Annotated in this window: 16 protein-coding genes; 11 read left to right on the top strand and 5 right to left on the bottom strand. The window is 62.1% G+C overall.

All coding sequences use genetic code 11. From position 1 onward, the window contains the following. Positions 1–172 precede the first annotated feature (172 nt). The gene (locus GC125_RS11170; RefSeq protein ID WP_151985735.1) at positions 173–1426 is read right to left on the bottom strand and encodes an N-acetylmuramoyl-L-alanine amidase; all 1254 of its coding nucleotides are present in this window, start codon (positions 1424–1426) and stop codon (positions 173–175) included. A gap of 744 nt (positions 1427–2170) precedes the next feature. Between GC125_RS11170 and GC125_RS11165 the strand changes: the two genes are divergently transcribed. After that, entirely contained in the window at positions 2171–5344 is a 3174-nt protein-coding gene (locus GC125_RS11165) for an Rne/Rng family ribonuclease (RefSeq protein WP_151985734.1), read from the top strand. Between the two features lie 72 nt (positions 5345–5416). Here the strand turns inward: GC125_RS11165 and GC125_RS11160 are convergent, their stop codons facing one another. Next, entirely contained in the window at positions 5417–6568 is a 1152-nt protein-coding gene (locus GC125_RS11160) for a pyridoxal phosphate-dependent aminotransferase (protein ID WP_199864553.1), read from the bottom strand. 147 nt (positions 6569–6715) lie between these two features. On the opposite strand from GC125_RS11160, the gene GC125_RS11155 reads away from it, so the two are divergent. The 7 genes from GC125_RS11155 to GC125_RS11125 all read left to right on the top strand — a co-directional run bounded on the left by GC125_RS11155 (position 6716) and on the right by GC125_RS11125 (position 14335). After that, positions 6716–8095: a M48 family metalloprotease gene (locus GC125_RS11155; RefSeq protein ID WP_502706097.1), complete on the top strand. Its 1380-nt coding sequence runs from the start codon at positions 6716–6718 to the stop codon at positions 8093–8095. 43 nt (positions 8096–8138) lie between these two features. After that, entirely contained in the window at positions 8139–8906 is a 768-nt protein-coding gene (locus GC125_RS11150; protein ID WP_151985732.1) for a DsbA family protein, read from the top strand. Positions 8907–9111: 205 nt separating this feature from the next. Beyond that, positions 9112–9561 (top strand): type II 3-dehydroquinate dehydratase, encoded by a 450-nt coding sequence (gene aroQ, locus GC125_RS11145; RefSeq protein ID WP_151985731.1) that lies wholly within the window; start codon positions 9112–9114, stop codon positions 9559–9561. Between the two features lie 27 nt (positions 9562–9588). Continuing rightward, on the top strand, positions 9589–10059 hold the full coding sequence (accB, locus tag GC125_RS11140; protein ID WP_151987810.1) for an acetyl-CoA carboxylase biotin carboxyl carrier protein: 471 nt from the start codon (positions 9589–9591) through the stop codon (positions 10057–10059). Between the two features lie 10 nt (positions 10060–10069). Next, positions 10070–11413: an acetyl-CoA carboxylase biotin carboxylase subunit gene (accC, locus tag GC125_RS11135; protein ID WP_151985730.1), complete on the top strand. Its 1344-nt coding sequence runs from the start codon at positions 10070–10072 to the stop codon at positions 11411–11413. A gap of 86 nt (positions 11414–11499) precedes the next feature. Beyond that, positions 11500–12114 carry a leucyl/phenylalanyl-tRNA--protein transferase gene (aat, locus tag GC125_RS11130; protein ID WP_151985729.1) on the top strand — a complete coding sequence of 205 codons (615 nt, stop codon included), beginning with the start codon at positions 11500–11502 and terminating at the stop codon, positions 12112–12114. A gap of 310 nt (positions 12115–12424) precedes the next feature. Further along, positions 12425–14335, top strand: coding sequence for an OmpA family protein (locus tag GC125_RS11125; protein ID WP_286165473.1), 1911 nt, complete (start codon positions 12425–12427; stop codon positions 14333–14335). Positions 14336–14413: 78 nt separating this feature from the next. Here the strand turns inward: GC125_RS11125 and GC125_RS11120 are convergent, their stop codons facing one another. From GC125_RS11120 to GC125_RS11110, 3 genes are all read right to left on the bottom strand, one after another. Continuing rightward, positions 14414–14848 (bottom strand): DUF2155 domain-containing protein, encoded by a 435-nt coding sequence (locus GC125_RS11120; protein ID WP_151985727.1) that lies wholly within the window; start codon positions 14846–14848, stop codon positions 14414–14416. Positions 14849–14962: 114 nt separating this feature from the next. After that, positions 14963–15361 (bottom strand): NADH:ubiquinone oxidoreductase subunit NDUFA12, encoded by a 399-nt coding sequence (locus tag GC125_RS11115; protein WP_151985726.1) that lies wholly within the window; start codon positions 15359–15361, stop codon positions 14963–14965. Between the two features lie 140 nt (positions 15362–15501). Continuing rightward, a complete protein-coding gene (locus GC125_RS11110; RefSeq protein WP_199864552.1) occupies positions 15502–15909 on the bottom strand; it encodes a hypothetical protein in 408 nt (135 codons plus the stop codon). Positions 15910–16061: 152 nt separating this feature from the next. Here GC125_RS11110 and GC125_RS11105 point away from each other — a divergent pair, with 152 nt between their 5' ends. From GC125_RS11105 to map, 3 genes are read left to right on the top strand one after another with little or no spacing between them, the layout of a single operon-like run. Next, entirely contained in the window at positions 16062–17915 is a 1854-nt protein-coding gene (locus GC125_RS11105; protein ID WP_151985724.1) for a PHA/PHB synthase family protein, read from the top strand. A gap of 7 nt (positions 17916–17922) precedes the next feature. Next, positions 17923–18672, top strand: coding sequence for a DNA/RNA nuclease SfsA (gene sfsA / locus GC125_RS11100; RefSeq protein WP_151985723.1), 750 nt, complete (start codon positions 17923–17925; stop codon positions 18670–18672). Then, entirely contained in the window at positions 18673–19500 is an 828-nt protein-coding gene (map, locus tag GC125_RS11095; RefSeq protein WP_151985722.1) for a type I methionyl aminopeptidase, read from the top strand. Positions 19501–19513: the final 13 nt, after the last annotated feature.

Raw genomic sequence — 19513 nt, 5'->3', positions numbered from 1 at the left:
GCCTGTTCGTTTCTCATTCGACTGCTGCCGTTCGAACGGCGCACGTCGTTGTCCCGACCTACCCCGCGGAATGTGCGCAAAATAGGGCTCATGGCCCCTCAGAAGTCGCTATCGAACCGAATGGATGGAACGTGTTTCCAGTTGGCCACAGCATATCGCGACCAAGTGGCATTCACAAATCCTTTGCGGCCGCAAACACCTGCGCTCGAAAGGATTTGATCGCATCGGCCAAGAGGTCCGCCGTTTTGGTGCGCCACTCCTTGTCGTTAAGCAGTTTCTCGTCCTCGACATTGGACAAATAGCCGAGTTCGACCAGCAGCGAGGGCACATCCGGCGCCCTGAGGACGGAGAAACCGGCGAATCGATGCGGGTTGTTGATCAGCCGGATCTCGCCACGCATCCGGTCGAGAACGGAACGGGCAAGACCGACCGAAAACACCTGCGTTTCGCGTCGGGTCAGATCGAGCAGGATGTCGACCACGTCTTCGTCTTCGCTGCCGGTGGCAACACCGGCGAGTTCGTCCACGCGGTTTTCGCGCCGGGCAAGATCGGCCGCCATGGCGTCTGAGGCTCGGTCGGACAGCGTATAGACCGTCGCGCCGCGAATTTCGGGAAGTCGAATCGAATCGGCGTGGATCGACATCATCAGGTCGGCATTGTGCTGCCGCGCGATCCGCACCCGTTCGCCAAGTGCAACAAACCGGTCGTCGTCTCGGGTCAGAACCACCCGAATGTCGTCGCTCGTCTCCAATGCGGCCGCCACGGCCTTGGCGAATTCGAGCGTAACGTCCTTTTCGTCCGTCCCGCCCCGCCCCTTTGCGCCGGCGTCGATACCGCCGTGCCCGGGATCCAGAACAATGGTGAACGGCCGCGTTTCGCCGCCGCCCTCACCGACCGTCACGCCTTGCGTGCTTGGCTGGTCTCCCGGCTGTCCGCCTGCCTGACGCCATTGCTGGTCGCGCAGGTTCGACGCGAATTCCTCGTCGCCGGTCGCGACGGCGTCGAACACGAAGCGGTGGCCACGGCCATCTTCGCGCGGCTCGACGAGTGCATTCTCCAGTTCGACAGGACCGATTGCCGTGAACACCATGCGTGAACGCCCGGGGCCCATCGCGCCATAGCGGATCATGTCGAAGAGACCGCGCGGCGGCAATGCATCCTCGTCGAACGCGAAGACCGTTTCGGGCAGATCGATAATCACGCGCTTCGGATCGTCGAGATAATGGACCTCGAAATCCGGTTCGGTCTCGAAATCGACGACCACTCGGGTTCGCAGTTCGTCACCGGCGATGCGCGCACCGAAGGCTAGATGCCGATTGCCTGATGCGCGATCCTGGGAGTGCGCGGGTAGTGACAGGATTGTCAGATGTGCCAGAAACGCTGCCGCCAAGTACAAGAAACACCGGCTTACTCGGGTCTTGTCCATCTCGGTATGCCTCCTCAGGTCATGGCGTGATCGATTGCCGTGTTCGCGGATGCCAGTGGCTCCATTTGGGCTAGCAGGACGCAAGCCTGGACCACAAGTCCGGAACGTCTGCCCCAGATGCGCTGCGACACTGCGCCGACATGGTTAACGAAGGGTTGACGCCCCGTTCGGACCGCCCTTCCCCCGTCGCCGTCGCCCGGCCGATCAACGGTATCCGGCATGCCGCACCGTGGTAGCGCCCATTTTTATTTCCTTGCCTAATCAACTTTGAATTCATAAAAGCAAAGAGAGGAATTGGGACGATGACGGGATAGTAACCGGCGTGACAGCGGCTGACACTGTGGCGAAAACGCAGTAGCGCCGACCCGGGCACATCCGACGTCCTTCCGCCCCGATCTCCCTCGACATGAATCGCGTTCGCCCGGCTGTGCCGGGTTTCGTTAATGGCCCTCGGCCACCCCATCGCCCGTGCATCGGGCATTTTCATCGGCCTCGATGAGGCCTTTCAGGAAACAATTATTCTCGTGGTTTCTTTATGACATTCGGGTTCGGAACGGTGGAGCGGACAGGCAGGCGGTCATCGACCGGCGCTTTGGCCGACACGCAGTTCGCCGCCCCGCGTCATCGATCGAGAATATCGACATCCGGCACCCTGCAATCTGTCGCCCCGCCCCTCCGTTGGACCTTCTGTCCTGACGGTGCGGCGGGCGCGCGGCTGCGCGGCTGCCGAGGAGCAGAAGTTCAATGGCAGACAAAATGCTTATCGACGCGTCTCACAAGGAAGAGACGCGCGTCGTTGTCGTACGCGGCAGCCGCATAGAAGAATTCGATTTCGAATCGCAGCATAAGAAGCAGCTGCGGGGAAACATCTACCTCGCGAAAGTCACCCGCGTAGAGCCGTCACTCCAGGCCGCCTTCGTCGATTACGGCGGCAACCGCCACGGCTTCCTGGCTTTCTCCGAAATCCATCCCGACTACTACCAGATCCCGCTGGCCGACCGGCAGGCGCTGCTCGCCGCTGAGGCTGAAGCGGAAGCCGAGCGCGCACGTCACGAAAACGAAGCCGACGAGGCAGCCGATCGCGCCGCAGCTTCGGCGCCGGCCGAAGATACGAGCGAAGACGTCACCGACGGCGAGGACGATGCCGCGCCGGCGCGCAAGGCGAAGCGCGGACGCCGCCGTGGCCGCAAGGCCGATGCCGAGACGGAGGCCGTGGAGGACGCGGTCGAGGATCTGGGCGGTGGTTCATCATCCTTCACCGGCGATGACGACACCGACGACGACGACAGCGATCCGCGCTCGATGGCCGCCATCGTCGAAACCGAGTCGGTGTCAGAGCCGGTCGATGGCGGCGGTGACGACGAGCGCGATCCCGGCGAAGTGGACTTCGAAGCTGCAAAGTTCGTCGAAGGCAAGCTGCCCGAAAGCAACCTCGATCTCCGCAAGGCCGTCGCTGACAATGGCGACGATGAGGACGAAGAGGACGATCAGGCCACAAGCAGCGACGACGAAGGCGAAGACGACGGCAACGGCGAACGAGACGGCAAGCGACGCCGCGGACGCCGTAACCAGGCCCGACGCGGCGGCGACGACCATGAAGAAGAAGGCGGCGGCCGCGTCGAATCGGTCGGTGCCGAAGATGCGCTCGAAGAACTGCCGGATCGCTCGGCGCGCAAGCCGCGCAAGCAGTATCGCATCCAGGAAGTCATCAAGCGTCGCCAGATCCTTCTCGTCCAGGTCGTCAAGGAAGAGCGCGGCAACAAGGGTGCCGCTCTCACGACCTATCTTTCTCTGGCCGGTCGCTATTCCGTCTTGATGCCGAACACGGCACGTGGCGGCGGTATTTCCCGCAAGATCACCAATACACAGGACCGCAAGCGCCTGAAGGAAGTGGCCCGCGGGCTTGAAGTGCCGCAGGGCATGGGCGTCATTCTGCGCACGGCCGGTGCCAACCGTACCAAGGCCGAGGTGAAGCGCGACTTCGAATACCTGATGCGTCTTTGGGAGAATGTCCGGAACCTGACGCTCGCTTCCACGGCGCCGTGCCTCGTTTACGAGGAAGGCAGCCTGATCAAGCGTTCGATCCGCGATCTCTACAACAAGGACATCAGCGAGATCATCGTATCCGGCGAGGACGGCTATCGTGAAGCGAAAGACTTCATGAAGATGCTGATGCCGAGCCATGCGAAGGTGGTCCAGCCCTACCGCGAGGTTCACCCGATCTTCGCCCGCTCTGGCATCGAAGCACAGCTCGATCGCATGCTGCAGCCGCAGGTGACGCTCAAGTCTGGCGGCTACATCATCATCAACCAAACCGAAGCGCTGGTTGCGATCGACGTGAACTCAGGCCGGTCCACACGCGAACATTCCATCGAGGACACGGCACTCCAGACGAACCTGGAAGCAGCCGATGAAGTGGCGCGCCAACTTAGACTGCGCGACCTCGCCGGCCTGATCGTCGTCGACTTCATCGACATGGAAGAGAAGCGCAACAACCGGTCGGTCGAGAAGCGCCTCAAGGATGCGCTCAAGAACGATCGCGCACGGATCCAGGTCGGTCGCATTTCGCATTTCGGCCTCCTGGAAATGTCGCGCCAGCGCATCCGCGCCTCGGTTCTGGAATCCACCACGCAGGTCTGCGATCATTGCGGCGGTACGGGCCATGTCCGCTCGCAGTCGTCGGTCGCGCTCCATGTGATCCGCTCCATCGAGGAGTTCCTGTTGAAGAGCACGACGCACGACCTGATGGTGCGGACCATGCCGGCGACAGCGATCTACGTGCTCAACCAGAAGCGCCAGAGCATCGTGGAGATGGAACGCCGCTTCGGCGTTGCCATCACCATCGACGCGGACGGCTCTATCGGTTCGGCGCATCTTGCCATCGATCGCGGAGCCCCGGTCGAGAACCCGGTCCGCATCGAAACCATCGTGCCTCTGGCAAATTACGATGATGATGACGATGGCGTCGCTGGTCCTGTCTGGGACGAGGAAGAGGAAGACGCAGTCGTTGCCGAAGCGCCTGTTGAGGCCCGCGCGGAGACGCGCAGCGAGACACGTGTCGAGAACGGCGAGAACGGAGACCGGAAGAAGCGTCGCCGCAGGCGCCGTCGTGGGGGCCGTGACCGCGACGACGAAAACGGTGCCGTCGCAGCCGAAGCCGGTTCGACTGAAACCGACGAAGACGATGACGACGATGCAGCGGACAGCGCAGAGTCGGGTTCCGAAGTCCAGGCGACGGACGATGACGGACGGCCACGCAAGCGCCGCCGCCGTGGCAAGCGTGGTGGCCGTCGCAATCGTCAGGGCGAAGATGGCCAGGAACTGGGAGCTTCCGATGGCGATGCCTCCGGCGACGAGACATCGGCCCAGGACGAGGCGAGCGATGGCGATTCCGCACATGCTGATCAGGATGCGGCAGACGCAGTCGAGGGTGCGGTCGTTGAGACCGTAAATCTCGAAGCCGCTCCGGCCGATAGCGAGCCGGTAGCCGTCGTCTCCGAAGACCCGGTAGCGGCGCCGGTCGAAGACGATGCAACGGCGTCTGACGAGAAGCCGAAGCGTCGTCGGGCAACGCGCAAGAAGGCCGATGCCGTCGAAGCAGAGGCTGACGCGGAGCCGGCCAAGCCTGCCCGCAAGCCGCGTGCGAAGAAAGCCGCCAAAGCCGCACCGGCCGAAGAGGTGAACGCCGTCGCCGCTGAGCCGGAAACACAGGAAGTCACACCGGTGGTCGCCGATGAGCCTGCTGTGGTCGAGGTCGCCGAAAGCGCGCCGGTCGACTCTGAACCGACCTCGGATGAACCGGTCGAGACCGCGAAGCCGGCTGAGCCGCAGTTGGTCTCCAATGGGCAGAAGTCCGAGCCGGAAGGTGAAGCCAAGCCCAAAAAGGGTGGCTGGTGGCAGCGTCGCGGTTTCTTCTGACCGCGCGGGCACCAAGCCCCTTCTGAATAAAGAAAGACCCGCCTCCTTCGAGGCGGGTCTTTTCGTTTCTGATCAGACCCAGGCAGCGATGCGATCGAGTGCCTCGACGATGTCTTCGGTCGCGCCCGCATAGGACAGCCGGACGGTGCGGTGGCCGTTAACGGGGTCGAAATCGATCCCCGGCGTGATCGCCACGTCGATTTCGCGCAGCATCTTCCAGGCAAAATCCATCGTGTCGTTTGTCATGCGCGATACGTCGGCATAGGCGTAGAACGCGCCGTCCATGGGCGATGCGATCTGGAAGCCGAGGCCTGGAAGGCGATCCGCCAGGATCTGGCGGTTGGCGCGATAATTCTCGCGCACCCCGTCGAGCTCGGCCTTGCCGCGAAATGCAGCGGCGGCAGCAATCTGCGACAGTTCCGGAGCAGAGATGTACAGGCTCTGGGTAACCCGCTCGACCGCGCGCACCAGATGTTGCGGCAGGACCATCCAGCCGATGCGCCAGCCCGTCATGCAATAGTATTTCGAGAACGAGTTGATCACGACCGCCTCGTCGCTGAGCGCGATCGCGGTCGTCTCTTCTCCCGCGAATGTCAGGCCGTGATAGATCTCGTCGGAGATGAAGGCCGTGCCGGTCTGCGCGCAGTAGTCGGCAAGCGCCGCCAATGCGGCTCGCCCGGTGACCGTGCCGGTTGGATTGGCTGGGCTGGCGAGCAGGACGCCCTTGATCCGGCCGAATTCGGCTTCTGCGGCCTTCAGAGCCTCCGGCGTCAATGTGTGACCGGTCTCCTCGCCGACCGCGATCTCCACCGGCTGCAGGCCGAGAGCTGCGAGAATGTTGCGGTATGCGGGATATCCGGGACGCGTGATCGCGACCCGATCGCCTGCATCGAAAAGCGTGAGAAACGCGACGTTGAATGCGGCGGACGAGCCCGTCATGACCGCGATTCGCTCCGGCGCGACGGTGGTGCCGTAGTATTCCGCATAGTGCTGGGCGATCGCCTGGCGCAGCGACTGCGTTCCGAGCGCGTCGGTATAGCCGAGCCGGCCGATCTCGAGTGCCTGCCGTGCCGCTTCGAGCGCGACGGCCGGTGCCGGATGGGAAGGCTGGCCGACGGCGAGCGACACGACGCTGCGGCCGGCGGCCCGGCGGCGGTTGGCCTCGGCAAGCACATCCATTGCATGAAAGGGTTCTACGGCGCTGCGCGCGGAAACTGGGAACACGATTACCTCGTCGTCGGGGGGTCGGGCACTTCGGCCTCACAAATGCCGGATTGGTGCGGCGATCACAATGGCGCGATGGCCGGCACGCACCAAATGCCGCGGGTTCAATTCTGCAATGGAACCCGCTAGGTTTGAGCGTTCGGTGGGATAGGAGACGTCATGCACAAGTTCGTGCGCAAGGCACTGACCTTCGCGGCTACTGCCGCCATTGCCTGCTCGTCCATTCTGACGAGCGTTCCGACGGCCAGTGCGCAATCCATCGCCATCGTTCGCGACGCCGAAATCGAAGCGCTCTTGAAAGATTACGCCCGCCCGATCTTCGGTGCAGCGGGGCTGACGCAGCAGAACATCGAGATCGTGCTGGTCAACAACCGCTCCTTCAACGCCTTCGTCGACGGGCGCCGCATCTTCATCAACACCGGCGCGCTTTTGCTGGCCGAATCGCCCGGCGAGATCATTGGCGTTCTTGCCCATGAGGCGGGCCATATCGCGGGCGGGCACCAGGCACGGCTTCGCGAGCAAATCGCGCGTGCGCAGATTTTCGGAGTAGTCGGCAGTCTTCTCGGCGTCGGCGCAGTCGCTGCCGGGTCTCTCTCGGGCAATGACGGCACGGCGTCGGCGGGCATGGGCGTGGCGGCGGCTTCTGGCGGCATCGCGCAGCGCAGCCTGCTCAGCTATCGCCGTACCGAGGAAATCAACGCCGACCAGTCGGCAATCACCTATCTCAACGCGACAGGCCAGTCGGCCGCCGGCATGCTCGCGACGTTCAACCGCTTCTCGCAGGGCCTGGCACTCGCGGGCGTTCAGGTCGATCCCTACCAGCAGAGCCACCCTCTGCCGCGCGAGCGCATCGCTCTCCTCGAAGACCTCGCCCGCTCCAGCCCCTATTTCAACAACCCCGTCGATGCCTCGCTGCAGCGGCGACACGACCTCATGCGCGGAAAGATCGCCGCCAATGTGGGCGGTCATCCGGCGATCCAACGCGCATTCAACGGCAACACCGCAAATGTCGGCTACCGCTATGGCGACGCGATCGCGACGCGGTTGTCCGGCAACATCGCCTCGGCAGTCCAGAAGATCGACGCGCTCATCGCCGAGCAGCCGAACAACCCGTATTTCCATGAGGCCAAGGGCGAAATCCTGCTCAGCGGCAACCAGGCCGAGTCGGCCGCCAACTCCTTTCAACGCGCTTCTCAGCTGGACCCGAACAATTCCGGCTTGATCCGGGCGCAACGCGGTTTTGCGTTGATGCGGACCGGAAACCCGGCCCTGGCCGAACAGGCGATCGGCGATCTGCGGGCAGCGATCGGTGCCGATCCAACCAATCTCAGCGCCTATCGACAGCTTTCCCAGGCTTATGGCCAGCAAGGGGATGTTGCCAATGCCGAACTGACCATGGCAGAGGGCTATTTCCGCGCCGGCAACGTGCAGGAAGCGCGCATTTTCGCAGCTCGGGCGCAGCAGAAGCTGCAGCCGGGCACCCCGGCATGGACACGTGCCAATGACATCGTCACCGTCGGCCAATGAGCTCGATACTCCAGTGACACTGCCGAGAAAGAACAGGATCCAGATGAACAGCCTCCTGCGTACCTTGCGTCGCCATCGCGGCCCGCTTCTCCTCGGTGCAGCTCTCACCGTCACAACCCCCGCACTTGCTTTCGACGACGCCGAGAAGGCAGAGATGGGCGCGTTCATCCGCGAGTATCTGATCGCAAATCCCGAAGTGATGATAGAGGTACAACAGGCGCTCGAGACGAAGCAGCAAGCCGGTCTCCAGGAACGCGCCGGCGAAGCGATCGCAGCCTCGGCTTCTGCGCTGTTCGAAGCGCCGGGAGACGTCGCACTCGGCAACCCGGACGGCGACGTCACGGTCGTCGAATTCTTCGATTACAATTGCGGCTACTGCAAGCGCGCGCATGCGGACATGAAGGCGATCATCGCGAGCGACGACAATGTGCGCGTGATCTTGAAGGAATTCCCCATTCTCGGGCCGGATTCCATCGGGGCGCATCGCATCAGCATGGCTTTCCGCGCGCTTGCGCCCGAGCAATACGGGGAATTCCAGGATGCGCTGATGACCGGTGAGCGCGCCGATGAAGCGTCCGCACTTGCCGTTGCGGCCGAACTAGGCGTCGAGGAAGCGGCCCTTCGCGACAAGCTGGCCGATCCCGAGATCGATGCCCAAATCCGGCAGTCCTACGAGCTTGCCGATGCGCTGGGCATCTCCGGAACGCCGTCCTATGTGATCGGCGACGAGGCGGTTTACGGCGCGATGGGGGCCGAGTTTCTGATCCAGAAGATCGAGAACGTGCGCAGCTGCGACAGCGCGACTTGCTGAAGCGCACCTTGAGCGCAGATTGACTATCCGAAACCGTGCAAATGGTGGCTTTGTCTGCGTCAAAAGCCTTCCGTTGCGTCACTTGGACCGTTATACCACCCGCACAAAATTGATTGCGCGCCGATGGACGAACCCACCGACGATGACAGAAGTCTCGCCGGATGCGTGACACACATCGGCCTGCCCATCGTGAGTGAAGCTGAACGTGCCAGGTACCCTGTTCGTCCTCAACGGCCCCAATCTCAATGCGCTCGGCAAGCGTGAGCCTGGCATTTATGGCGCCGTGACGCTGGCCGATATCGAGACGACCTGCCGGCAGAAGGCCGACGAGCTTGGCTGCGGGCTGGAGTTTCGGCAGACGAACCATGAGGGCGTGCTGGTCGACTGGCTGCACGAAGCCGGTGAAACAGCCGAAGGCGTCGTCATCAACCCCGGCGCCTATGGCCACACGTCGATCGCGCTCCACGACGCGATCCGTGCGATCGGCATCCCCGTCGTCGAACTGCATCTTTCCAACATCCACGCCCGCGAGGCCTTCCGCCACCGCACCATGATTGCGCCTGTCGTCAAAGGCGTCATCTGTGGCTTCGGGCCTGCAGGCTACCCGCTCGCGCTCCAGGCGCTGGCGGGCATCGTGAACCAGCAAAAGAACTGACAGATCATGAAGAAGGGCGATAAGCCGATGGCAGACAAGAAGCCGGGCATCGATCAGGGGCTCATCCGCGATCTCGCGAACATCCTGACCGAAACGAATCTGACCGAAATCGAGGTCGAGCAGGACGATCTTCGGATCCGCGTCTCACGCAGTCCCGCTCCCCAATACGTCCAGGCTCCGGCCTCTCAGGGTACTGCGCCGGCGCCTGTAGCTGCTGCCGCTGCTGCCGAGCCAGCTGCGCCGGCCAAACCCGAGCATAACCCGAAGGACATCCTGTCCTCGCCGATGGTCGGCACGGCCTATCTGGCCCCCTCGCCCGGCGCGCGGCCTTTTGCCGAAGTCGGCCAAGCCGTCAAGGAGGGCCAGACGATCCTGATCATCGAAGCGATGAAGACGATGAACCAGATCCCTGCGCCGAAATCCGGCACGGTGACGGCAATTCTCATCGAAGATGGCCAGCCCGTCGAGTTCGGCGAGCCGCTCGTGACGATCCAATAGGCCGCCCGCGATGTTTTCAAAGGTCCTCATAGCCAATCGCGGTGAAATCGCCCTTCGCGTGCTGCGCGCCTGCAAGGAGCTCGGCATCCAGACGGTTGCCGTGCATTCGACGGCCGACCAGAACGCAATGCATGTGCGGCTTGCCGACGAAAGCGTCTGCATCGGCCCGCCGCCGTCGCGCGACAGCTACCTGAACATCCACCAGATCGTCGCCGCCTGCGAAATCACGGGCGCGGATGCCGTTCACCCCGGCTACGGCTTTCTTTCCGAAAACGCGAAGTTCGCGGAAATCCTCGAGGCGCACGGCCTCACCTTCATCGGCCCGACCTCCGAGCACATTCGGATCATGGGCGACAAGATCACCGCCAAGAAGACGGCCGAAGCGCTCGGCATTCCGGTGGTGCCCGGCTCGGAAGGCGAAGTGCAGGACGATGCGGAAGCAGTCCGTATCGCCGAAGAGATCGGCTATCCGGTTCTGATCAAGGCGACGGCCGGTGGTGGCGGACGCGGCATGAAGGTCGCGCGTACGCCTGCGGATCTTTCCGAGGCGCTGTCGACCGCGCGCTCCGAAGCCGGCTCTGCGTTCGGCAACGATTCGGTCTATCTGGAAAAATATCTCGGCAAGCCGCGTCACATCGAGATCCAGGTTCTCGGCGATGGCGAGGGCAATGCGATACATCTCGGCGAGCGCGACTGTTCGCTGCAGCGCCGCCACCAGAAGGTCTGGGAAGAGGCAAATTCCCCTGCCCTGAACGAGGAACAGCGTGCACGCATCGGCAAGATCTGTGCCGACGCCATGTCGAAGCTGAAATACCGCGGTGCCGGCACGATCGAGTTTCTCTACGAGAACGGCGAGTTCTACTTCATCGAAATGAACACGCGCCTGCAGGTGGAGCATCCGGTCACGGAAGCGATCACCGGCATCGATCTGGTGCATGAACAGATCCGCGTTGCCTCGGGCGGCGGCCTCTCGGTGCGTCAGGAAGACGTTCGCTTCCATGGCCATGCCATCGAATGCCGCATCAATGCCGAAGATCCGCGCACATTCGTGCCGTCACCGGGCACTGTAACGCACTACCACACGCCCGGCGGCCTCGGCGTTCGCGTCGATTCGGCCGTCTATCAGGGCTATGCGATCCCACCTTATTACGACAGCCTCATCGGCAAGCTGATCGTTCACGGACGCACGCGCGTGGAATGCATGATGCGTCTGCGGCGTGCGCTCGACGAGTTTGTCGTCGATGGCATCAAGACGACGATCCCTCTCTTCCGGGATCTTCTCAACAACCCGGACATCGCCAATGGCGACTATGATATCCATTGGCTGGAGGAGTTTCTGAAGGAGTCCCAATGATCTGGAGCTCCTTCTCGGGTTTTGACGAAAACATCGCCGTACGCCCTCGTCGAGGCTGACGGCATTTTCCGGAGAGCAAGGCGGCAATGGCGCGCGGACGGGACAGTCGGCTGGAACTCACGCCGGAACTGCTTCTGAAAGCCTATAGCTGCGGCCTGTTTCCGATGGCGGAATCGGCTGAAGACCCGACGATCTTCTGGGTCGAGCCGGAGGTGCGCGGCATCATACCGCTGGAAGATTTCCATCTGCCCCGGCGCCTTGCCCGCACACTGCGCTCGGCTCCCTTCGACATCAGCGTGAACACGGCCTTCCCAGCCGTCATCGCAGGGTGCGCCGAACCCGGGCCAGGCCGCAAATCCACATGGATCAATGCGACGATCCGCGCCTTGTACAACGACCTTCATCGGCTCGGACACGCCCATTCGGTCGAAGCATGGAGAGGCGACGAACTCGTGGGCGGCCTCTATGGTGTTTCGCTCGGTGCCGCATTCTTCGGCGAGAGCATGTTTTCGACCGCAACCGATGCGTCGAAGATTTGCCTCGTGCATCTCGTCGACCGGCTCAAGCGGCGTGGGTTTCAACTGCTTGATACCCAGTTCACAACGGACCACCTGAAGCGCTTCGGTGCCATAGACGTGCCCCGCTCAACCTATGACGGCCTTCTTGCGGACGCACTGTCCTACCCGAATATATCCTTCTGAAAATATTGCGTTATCAGCTTTCGATGAACAACGCTTTCATGGCGGGTTCACGTTCGAAAATACATTGTTGTCCAATTGATCCCTGCGGAACCAGGTACCCGTTCACACGTTTTTGATCGCAGGGACAGAGAACAAAAAGGAACACGATATGTCGGTCATTCGAAAGAGGCTGCTGGCGACAGCGGCTCTTCCTCTATTGGCGGCGAGCATTGCCGCGGGCGGAGCGATTGCTGCGCCTAAGCAGGCTGCCAACACAGCTGGCTCCACCATGTTGCTCGCTCAGGCTGAGTGTCCACCCGGTACCGTCCCGATGGATGGCACGTGCGTTGGCGGCGAAGCTCCTGCTCCGGAAGCAGCGCCACCCGTCGAGGAAGCGCCGGTAGAGCAGCCGCCTGTGCAGGAAGCGCCGCCTGAAATTCCGGCTGAGCCGGCACCAGAACCGGCTCCCGCTCCGGAACCAGCCCCAGAGCCCGCTCCGGCGCCTGAGCCTGCTCCCGAGCCTGCCCCCGAACCCGCTCCAGAGCCAGCACCCGCACCGGAAGAAGCACCGGTGATGGAAGAGCCGGCGGTTGAAGAAGCACCGGCGCCGGAAGCCGCACCCGCGGAAGAAGCGCCCGTCATTGAAGAAGCACCGGTCGAGGAAGCGCCCGTAGAAGAAGCCCCTGCGGTAGAAGAAGCACCGGTCGAAACGATGCAGGAAGAAGCGCCTGCCGTCGAAGAAGCCCCCGCCGTCGAGGAAGCTCCTGCTGCCGAGGAAGCACCCGTAGAAGGTGACGCTCCAGCAGCCGAAGACGTGCCGGTTCCGGAAGAAGCTCCGGTCGACGCAGCTCCTGAAACTGAAGCTCCCGCTGACGCCGCCCCTGAAGCTCCGGTTACCGAAGAACCGGCAGTTGACGGCGCGCCTGTCGAGGACCCTGCGGCCGCTCCGACAGAGCCGGTCGTACCGGGCGAAGCCCCTGCCGGAGCGGAAGCTCCTGTCGATGCCACCGGCGGCGAGCAGGGTGCAGTCGAGCAGCCTGCTCCAGAAATGCTGCAGGTAGAAGACGGCGCTCCCATTCTCGACAGCGCAAAGGAAGAGCCGCTCCCTGCTGAAGCCACGGTTGATCCGAATGCGGATCCGAACGCCGCCGGCGCGGATGCAGCGATTCAGGCCCAGCCTGTCCCAGCTCAGGACCCTGAGGAAGTCGAGCGTCTTCGTCAGCGTATTGAGGCCCTTGAAACGCAGCGCAGCCAGCGTCCGACGTCGGATGCGGAAGCACAAGCCATCGCCCGTGAGTTCGCATCGCCGCAGGTCGAAATCCAGTCGATCGTTGCCGAGCAAGGCCAGCGTATCGATCAGGTTCCGACCTATGATCGTCCGGACAACATCACCATCATCAACCAGACCGAGAACCGGTATGTTTATGAGGTGAACAATCGGATCATCGTGGAGAGCAACGACCGCGAGCGTATCGCGCGGGATTCCCAGGAAGTCTATTACGAAGAGCTGCCGCGTGGCCGTCTGCGTGAAGTCGTCCTACGTGAAAACGGCGCGCAGATCATCACGATCCGCAACCGTTACGGCGACATCATCCAGCGTTCGCGCGTTCGGCCGAATGGCCAGGAAGTCGTACTGTTCTATGCTCCTGAGTACGATCAGGAAGAACAGTACGTCTATGTCGATCCGGGCACCTACCTGCCGCCGCTGCAGCTGAACATCCCTGTCGACGAATACATCTACGACTCGACACGTGCGGACGACTACACGGACTACGTCACGTTCTTCGAGCAGCCGCCGATCGAGCCTGTGACCGAAATCTATTCGGTTGAGGAAGTGAAGCGTTCGGCTCGCGTTCGTGACATCATGCCCCGCGTCGACCTCGACAACATCACGTTCGATTTCGGCAGTGCATCCATCAGCGAGAGCCAGGTTCCGGCTCTCGAAGAAATCGCAAATGCGATGGTCGACATGCTGGAGACCAACGAAAGCGAGATCTTCCTGCTCGAGGGTCACACCGATGCGGTCGGTACCGACGAAGCCAATCTGCTGCTTTCGGACCAGCGCGCCGAGTCGATCGCCGTTGCACTGACCAACGTGTTCGGGATTCCGCCGGAAAACCTGCAGACGCAGGGCTATGGCGAGCGCTTCCTGAAGGTCAACACGGATGCGGCAGAGCAGCTGAACCGACGCGTCACGGTGCGCCGTATCACGCCTCTGGTTCAGAGCGCCCAGGCTCAGTAAAACGTCCTGAAGCGATAACGAAAAAGGCCGCCGGATTTCCATCCGGCGGCCTTTTTGATTCGATGACCTGAAAGAAGATCAGCTTTCCTGTGGCGCAGGAACGTCCGATTCCATTTTGCAGGTATCCAGCCATACGTCGTAAACGGCGTGCTCGACGGCGTTCAAAGCCGGCGAATCGGCAAACATCCAGCCAGTGAAAATGCGTCTGATCTTGCGGTCGAGCGTGATCTCGTCGACTTCGACGAATGTCGTCGTCTTCGGCGCTTCCGTCTCGTCGCGGGTGTAGCAGACGCGTGGCGTCACCTGCAGCGCGCCGAACTGAACAGTTTCATTGATGTAGACGTCGAAGGTGGTGATGCGCCCGGTGATCTTGTCGATGCCCGAGAAAACGGCGACGCGGTTTTCGATCCGCGCAGCCTGGGCCTCGGGCGTCGCGAGCGACACAAGACCTGCGGCGCCAAGCACGACGCTCGCGCCCCAGACCGTGAGATGTTTTCTGATCGAAGATGTCATGCTCGCCTGCCTTGAAGCCGCTTTCAGCTCAGCCCTGCGCCTGACGAGCGGCGAGCCGATTAGTCCGTGACCTAACTGCGCATTGTGGCCAAAAGGTTTCAGCCGGTCGATCGCTCAGGACTTCGGCGTCCAGGCATCGTAATCGCCGGTGACGCGCGGACGCTCCGTGCCGGTCAGGATCGAGCCCTTCGGTCGGTAAGCGGCCGATGAGCCGGTGAGGTTCGGCTTGTGGGGCTTCTGCCATGCACGCGGCTGATAATTCTCGTCGTTCGGCGCTACGTCGGTCCGGTGATGCATCCAGCCATGCCAAGCCGCAGGAATGCGCGATGCATCCGCGAGACCATTGTACATGACCCAGCGCCGCGTCCGGCCCTCGGAATCCGTGCCGCCCTGATAATAGACGTTGCCGAGCTCATCGGTTCCAACCTCGGCGCCGTGACGCCATGTGTGGAACCGCGTGTTGAGCGTTGCGCCGTTCCACCAGGTGAAGAACTGCAGCAGGAATTTCTTCATGAGAAACCTCGATAAACGCCGAGCGCCCGGCTGTTTTCAACAGGCGCGTTATGGCGTCAACGCGTCGCGAAGTCCATAGCCGGCGCGGATGTCGGTTCTCGTCCGGTCCATCACTCAAGACGCGCCGAAAAGCGGTGCGACTAGTTTTCGATTCTCGCCAATTGATCCGGCCCATGGTTGCGGGCCAGCGCCTGCAGCTCGGCGACGCGCGCACGATAGCGGCTTGCAGAGCTGCGATCATTGCGCTGCTCGGCAAGAGCTGCCGCCAACTCGGCGCGCTGCATCTCGCGCTGCAATTCGGTCATCTGAACCGTGCTCCGCGCAGGTGGGTTGGCGAAGGTCGGGAAGACACCGCTGCGCCGCGTGCCAGCTTCCACGAACGGCGCGGGCATCCGCGGCGCCGGTTTGTTCAGCGTATCGTTGATCGCTGCGAAGCTCGGGTTGTAATTCGGCGCATTCGGATCGCTCGACGTGCACGCCGCGAGCCCTGCGCAGAGGGCAAGAAGAATCCACCGGAAATCTTTCGTCATTCGTCCATCCGCCGCCAAACTCCGCCTCATGCTGTCCGCATCGGTAGCACGACGAGCCGACACATCGAATCCCATCGTCTTATTTCTCTTACAATGAAGCGCTTCGGTATAGTAGGCTTTGGGGACAAGCCGCTAAGGCGACGCGCGATCCAAGCGCAGCATGAGGGAGGATGGCCATGACAAAGGCGTCTGGCAGCGACAAGCCGTCGACCGGCGACGCAAAGGCAATCGAGCCTTATATCGTCAAGGATCCCGAGGCGTTCGCGCGTAACCTCGCACGCATGCTCGAAGAACTCGGCCGTGCAGCCGCGGCCTGGGTCGCACCGCGCGAAAGCGGGGAGAAGGCCGACACGATCTCCGAACCTTATGCCGACATGGTGAAGACGTTCTCGAAAATCTCCGAGTATTGGTTGTCCGATCCGTCGCGGGCGATCGAAGCGCAGACGCATCTTCTCACCTCCTATTTCACCATCTGGAACGCTTCGATCCAGCGCATGTCAGGTGCAGACGCTCCGCCTTCCACGCCGGTCGCGCACGCCGGCGACAAGCGCTTCGCCGACAAGGAATGGAACGACAATCCGTTCTTCGATTTCCTGAGGGGTGCGTATTGGGTTACGTCCGATTGGGCCGAGAAGCTGGTCGTCGATGCCGAGGGCCTCGACCCACACCTGAAGCACAAGGCCCAATTCTATACCCGCCAGATCATGGACGCGCTGTCGCCGAGCAACTTCCTGCTGACAAACCCGGAACTTTACCGCGAGACCGTGGCAGAAAACGGCGAGAATCTCGTGCGCGGCATGCGCATGCTGGCCGAGGACATCGCCGCCGGCAAAGGCGACCTGAAGCTCCGCCAATCGGATGCATCGAAGTTCAAGGTCGGCGAAAACCTGGCGACGACGCCCGGCAAGGTCATCGCGCAAAGCGATGTCTGCCAGGTGATCCAATACGAGCCGACGACGGAAAAGGTGTTGAAGCGCCCTCTTCTCATCTGCCCGCCGTGGATCAACAAGTTCTACATCCTCGACCTCAACCCGCAGAAATCCTTCATCGCCTGGGCAGTGGCGCAGGGGCACACGGTCTTCGTGATTTCCTGGGTGAACCCGGACGAGCGCCACCGCGACATGGACTGGGAGTCCTATGCGCGCGACGGCATCGGATTTGCGATCGACGCGGCCGAGCAGGCGACGGGCGAAACCGGCGTCAACGCCATCGGCTACTGTGTCGGCGGGACCTTGTTGGCAGCCACGCTCGCACTCCATGCAAAGGAAAAGGACACGCGGATCAAATCGGTGACCTTCCTGACGACGCAGGTCGATTTCACCCATGCAGGCGATCTCAAAGTGTTCGTCGACGAGGATCAGATCGAGGCGATCGAGGCCGGCATGGAGAAATCGGGTTTCCTCGACGGCTCCAAGATGTCGACGGCCTTCAACATGCTCCGTTCTTCGGACCTGATCTGGCCGTATGTCGTCAACAACTACCTTAAGGGCAAGGATCCGATGCCCTTCGACCTGCTGTACTGGAATTCCGATTCAACGCGAATGCCCTGCGCCAACCATTCGTTCTACCTGCGCAACTGCTATCTCGAGAACAAGCTTTCCATGGGGAAGATGGAGCTAGCAGGGCATCGTCTGTCGCTGAAGGACGTTCGGGTTCCGGTCTACAATCTGGCGACCAAGGAAGACCACATCGCGCCGGCGAAATCGGTTTTCATCGGCAGTCAGTTCTTCGGCGGCGACGTCCAATATGTGCTGTCCGGCTCCGGGCACATCGCGGGCGTGGTCAATCCACCCGACAAGAAGAAGTATCAGTTCTGGACCGGTGGACCACCCGTTGGCGCCTTCGAGGATTGGGTCGAGGCCGCGGAGGAGCATCCGGGGTCGTGGTGGCCGCATTGGCAGCAATGGCTGACGGAACTCAAGGGCATGGACGCAACGGTGGACGCCAAGTCGCGTAAGCCCGGTGGCAAGAAGCTGAAGCCCATCGAGGATGCGCCGGGCTCTTACGTTCGCGCGAAAGCCTGACGCCTCAATGAAGTTCAAGACGCCCCTCGTGCCGGCGACGCTGGTCAGCCGCTACAAGCGATTTCTGTTCGATGCCATCCTCGAAGACGGGACCGAAATCACCGGCTCCTGCCCCAACACGGGGTCGATGTGGGGCCTGACGACCCCGGGCTCGCGGATATGGCTTTCCGAGCACGACAGCCCCACGCGTAAATATCGCCACTGCCTGGAACTGGTGGAGGCCGACGGCACGATCGTCGGCATCAATACCGGCCTGCCCAACCGCCTTGCGGAAGAGGCGATCCTTGCAGGGCTGATCTCGAATCTCGGCGACTACGCTCTGTTGAAGCGCGAGCAGAAATACGGTCAGGCGTCTCGGATCGACATCCTGCTCGAGGATCCACGATTCGGCCGCGCCTATGTCGAGGTGAAAAACGTGCACATGACGCGCGTGAAGGATCTGTTCGAGTTTCCCGACAGTGTCACCGCGCGCGGAGCCCGGCATCTGGACGAGCTTGGTGACATGGTCGAGGCGGGCCACCGCGCCGTGATGCTCTTCCTCGTTCAGCGCAGCGATGGATCGCGGTTGCGGCTTTGCCGCGATCTCGATCCCAATTATGCTGCGGCTTTCGACCGCGCGGTAGAGCGGGGGGTTGAAGCTTTTGCCGTTCGATGCGAAATCACATCAGAAGAAATTCGTCCTGTGGATCTCATCGCGATCGACGAGCCTGGGATGATGGTCCGCGAGGACCGGCTCCTGAAAACCGGACATCCATAGATGGTCAGCTACATCGCCGCAGAACTGGCGCCACAGAAGAACAACGGGCAGATTCGCCTCTACGGTGAAGATGGCTTCGAAGGGATGCGGAAGGCTTGCCAACTGACGGCACGTTGCCTCGACGCGCTCGCGCCGATGGTCGTGCCCGGTGTCACCACCGATGCCATCGACAAGTTCGTCTTCGAATTCGGCCGCGACCACGGCGCCCTGCCCGCCACGATGAACTATCGCGGCTACACGAAATCATCCTGCACCTCGATCAACCACGTCGTCTGTCACGGCATTCCGAATGACAAGCCTCTGCGTGACGGCGACATCGTCAATATAGACGTGACCCTCGTCGTCGATGGATGGCATGGCGATTCCAGTCGCATGTACCCTGTCGGCCAGATCAAACGCGCTGCCGAACGGCTGCTCGAAGTCACGCACGAATCAATGATGCGCGGCATAGCGGCAGTGAAACCCGGTGCACGCACAGGGGCGATCGGCGAAGCGATCCAGTCCTACGCCGAAGCGGAGCGCTGCTCTGTCGTTCGCGATTTCTGTGGCCATGGGCTCGGTCGCCTGTTTCACGATGCGCCCAACATTCTGCATTACGGTCGCGCCAATGAGGGCCCCGAAATGCGGCCGGGCATGATTTTCACGATCGAACCGATGATCAATCTGGGCAAGCCGCATGTGAAGGTGCTTGCCGATGGCTGGACGGCCGTGACGCGCGACCGCTCGCTTTCGGCGCAGTATGAACACACGGTCGGCGTGACGAAGACGGGTTGCGAAATCTTCACCCTCTCACCAGGTGGTCTTGACCGTCCCGGCCTGCCCGGCTGACGGCGTTTGAAAC

This window comes from Rhizobium sp. EC-SD404 (assembly GCF_902498825.1).
Classification (GTDB): Bacteria; Pseudomonadota; Alphaproteobacteria; order Rhizobiales; family Rhizobiaceae; genus Georhizobium.
This window is presented reverse-complemented; position numbering and strand designations above follow the sequence as displayed.

Coding starts and splice junctions, on each gene's coding strand:
- GC125_RS11170 (WP_151985735.1), bottom strand. CDS start 1,426: ATGGACAAGACCCGAGTAAGCCGGTGTTTCTTGTACTTGGCGGCAGCG.
- GC125_RS11165 (WP_151985734.1), top strand. CDS start 2,171: ATGGCAGACAAAATGCTTATCGACGCGTCTCACAAGGAAGAGACGCGC.
- GC125_RS11150 (WP_151985732.1), top strand. CDS start 8,139: ATGAACAGCCTCCTGCGTACCTTGCGTCGCCATCGCGGCCCGCTTCTC.
- accB (WP_151987810.1), top strand. CDS start 9,589: ATGGCAGACAAGAAGCCGGGCATCGATCAGGGGCTCATCCGCGATCTC.
- accC (WP_151985730.1), top strand. CDS start 10,070: ATGTTTTCAAAGGTCCTCATAGCCAATCGCGGTGAAATCGCCCTTCGC.
- aat (WP_151985729.1), top strand. CDS start 11,500: ATGGCGCGCGGACGGGACAGTCGGCTGGAACTCACGCCGGAACTGCTT.
- GC125_RS11125 (WP_286165473.1), top strand. CDS start 12,425: ATGGATGGCACGTGCGTTGGCGGCGAAGCTCCTGCTCCGGAAGCAGCG.
- GC125_RS11120 (WP_151985727.1), bottom strand. CDS start 14,848: ATGACATCTTCGATCAGAAAACATCTCACGGTCTGGGGCGCGAGCGTC.
- GC125_RS11115 (WP_151985726.1), bottom strand. CDS start 15,361: ATGAAGAAATTCCTGCTGCAGTTCTTCACCTGGTGGAACGGCGCAACG.
- GC125_RS11105 (WP_151985724.1), top strand. CDS start 16,062: ATGGCCATGACAAAGGCGTCTGGCAGCGACAAGCCGTCGACCGGCGAC.
- sfsA (WP_151985723.1), top strand. CDS start 17,923: ATGAAGTTCAAGACGCCCCTCGTGCCGGCGACGCTGGTCAGCCGCTAC.
- map (WP_151985722.1), top strand. CDS start 18,673: ATGGTCAGCTACATCGCCGCAGAACTGGCGCCACAGAAGAACAACGGG.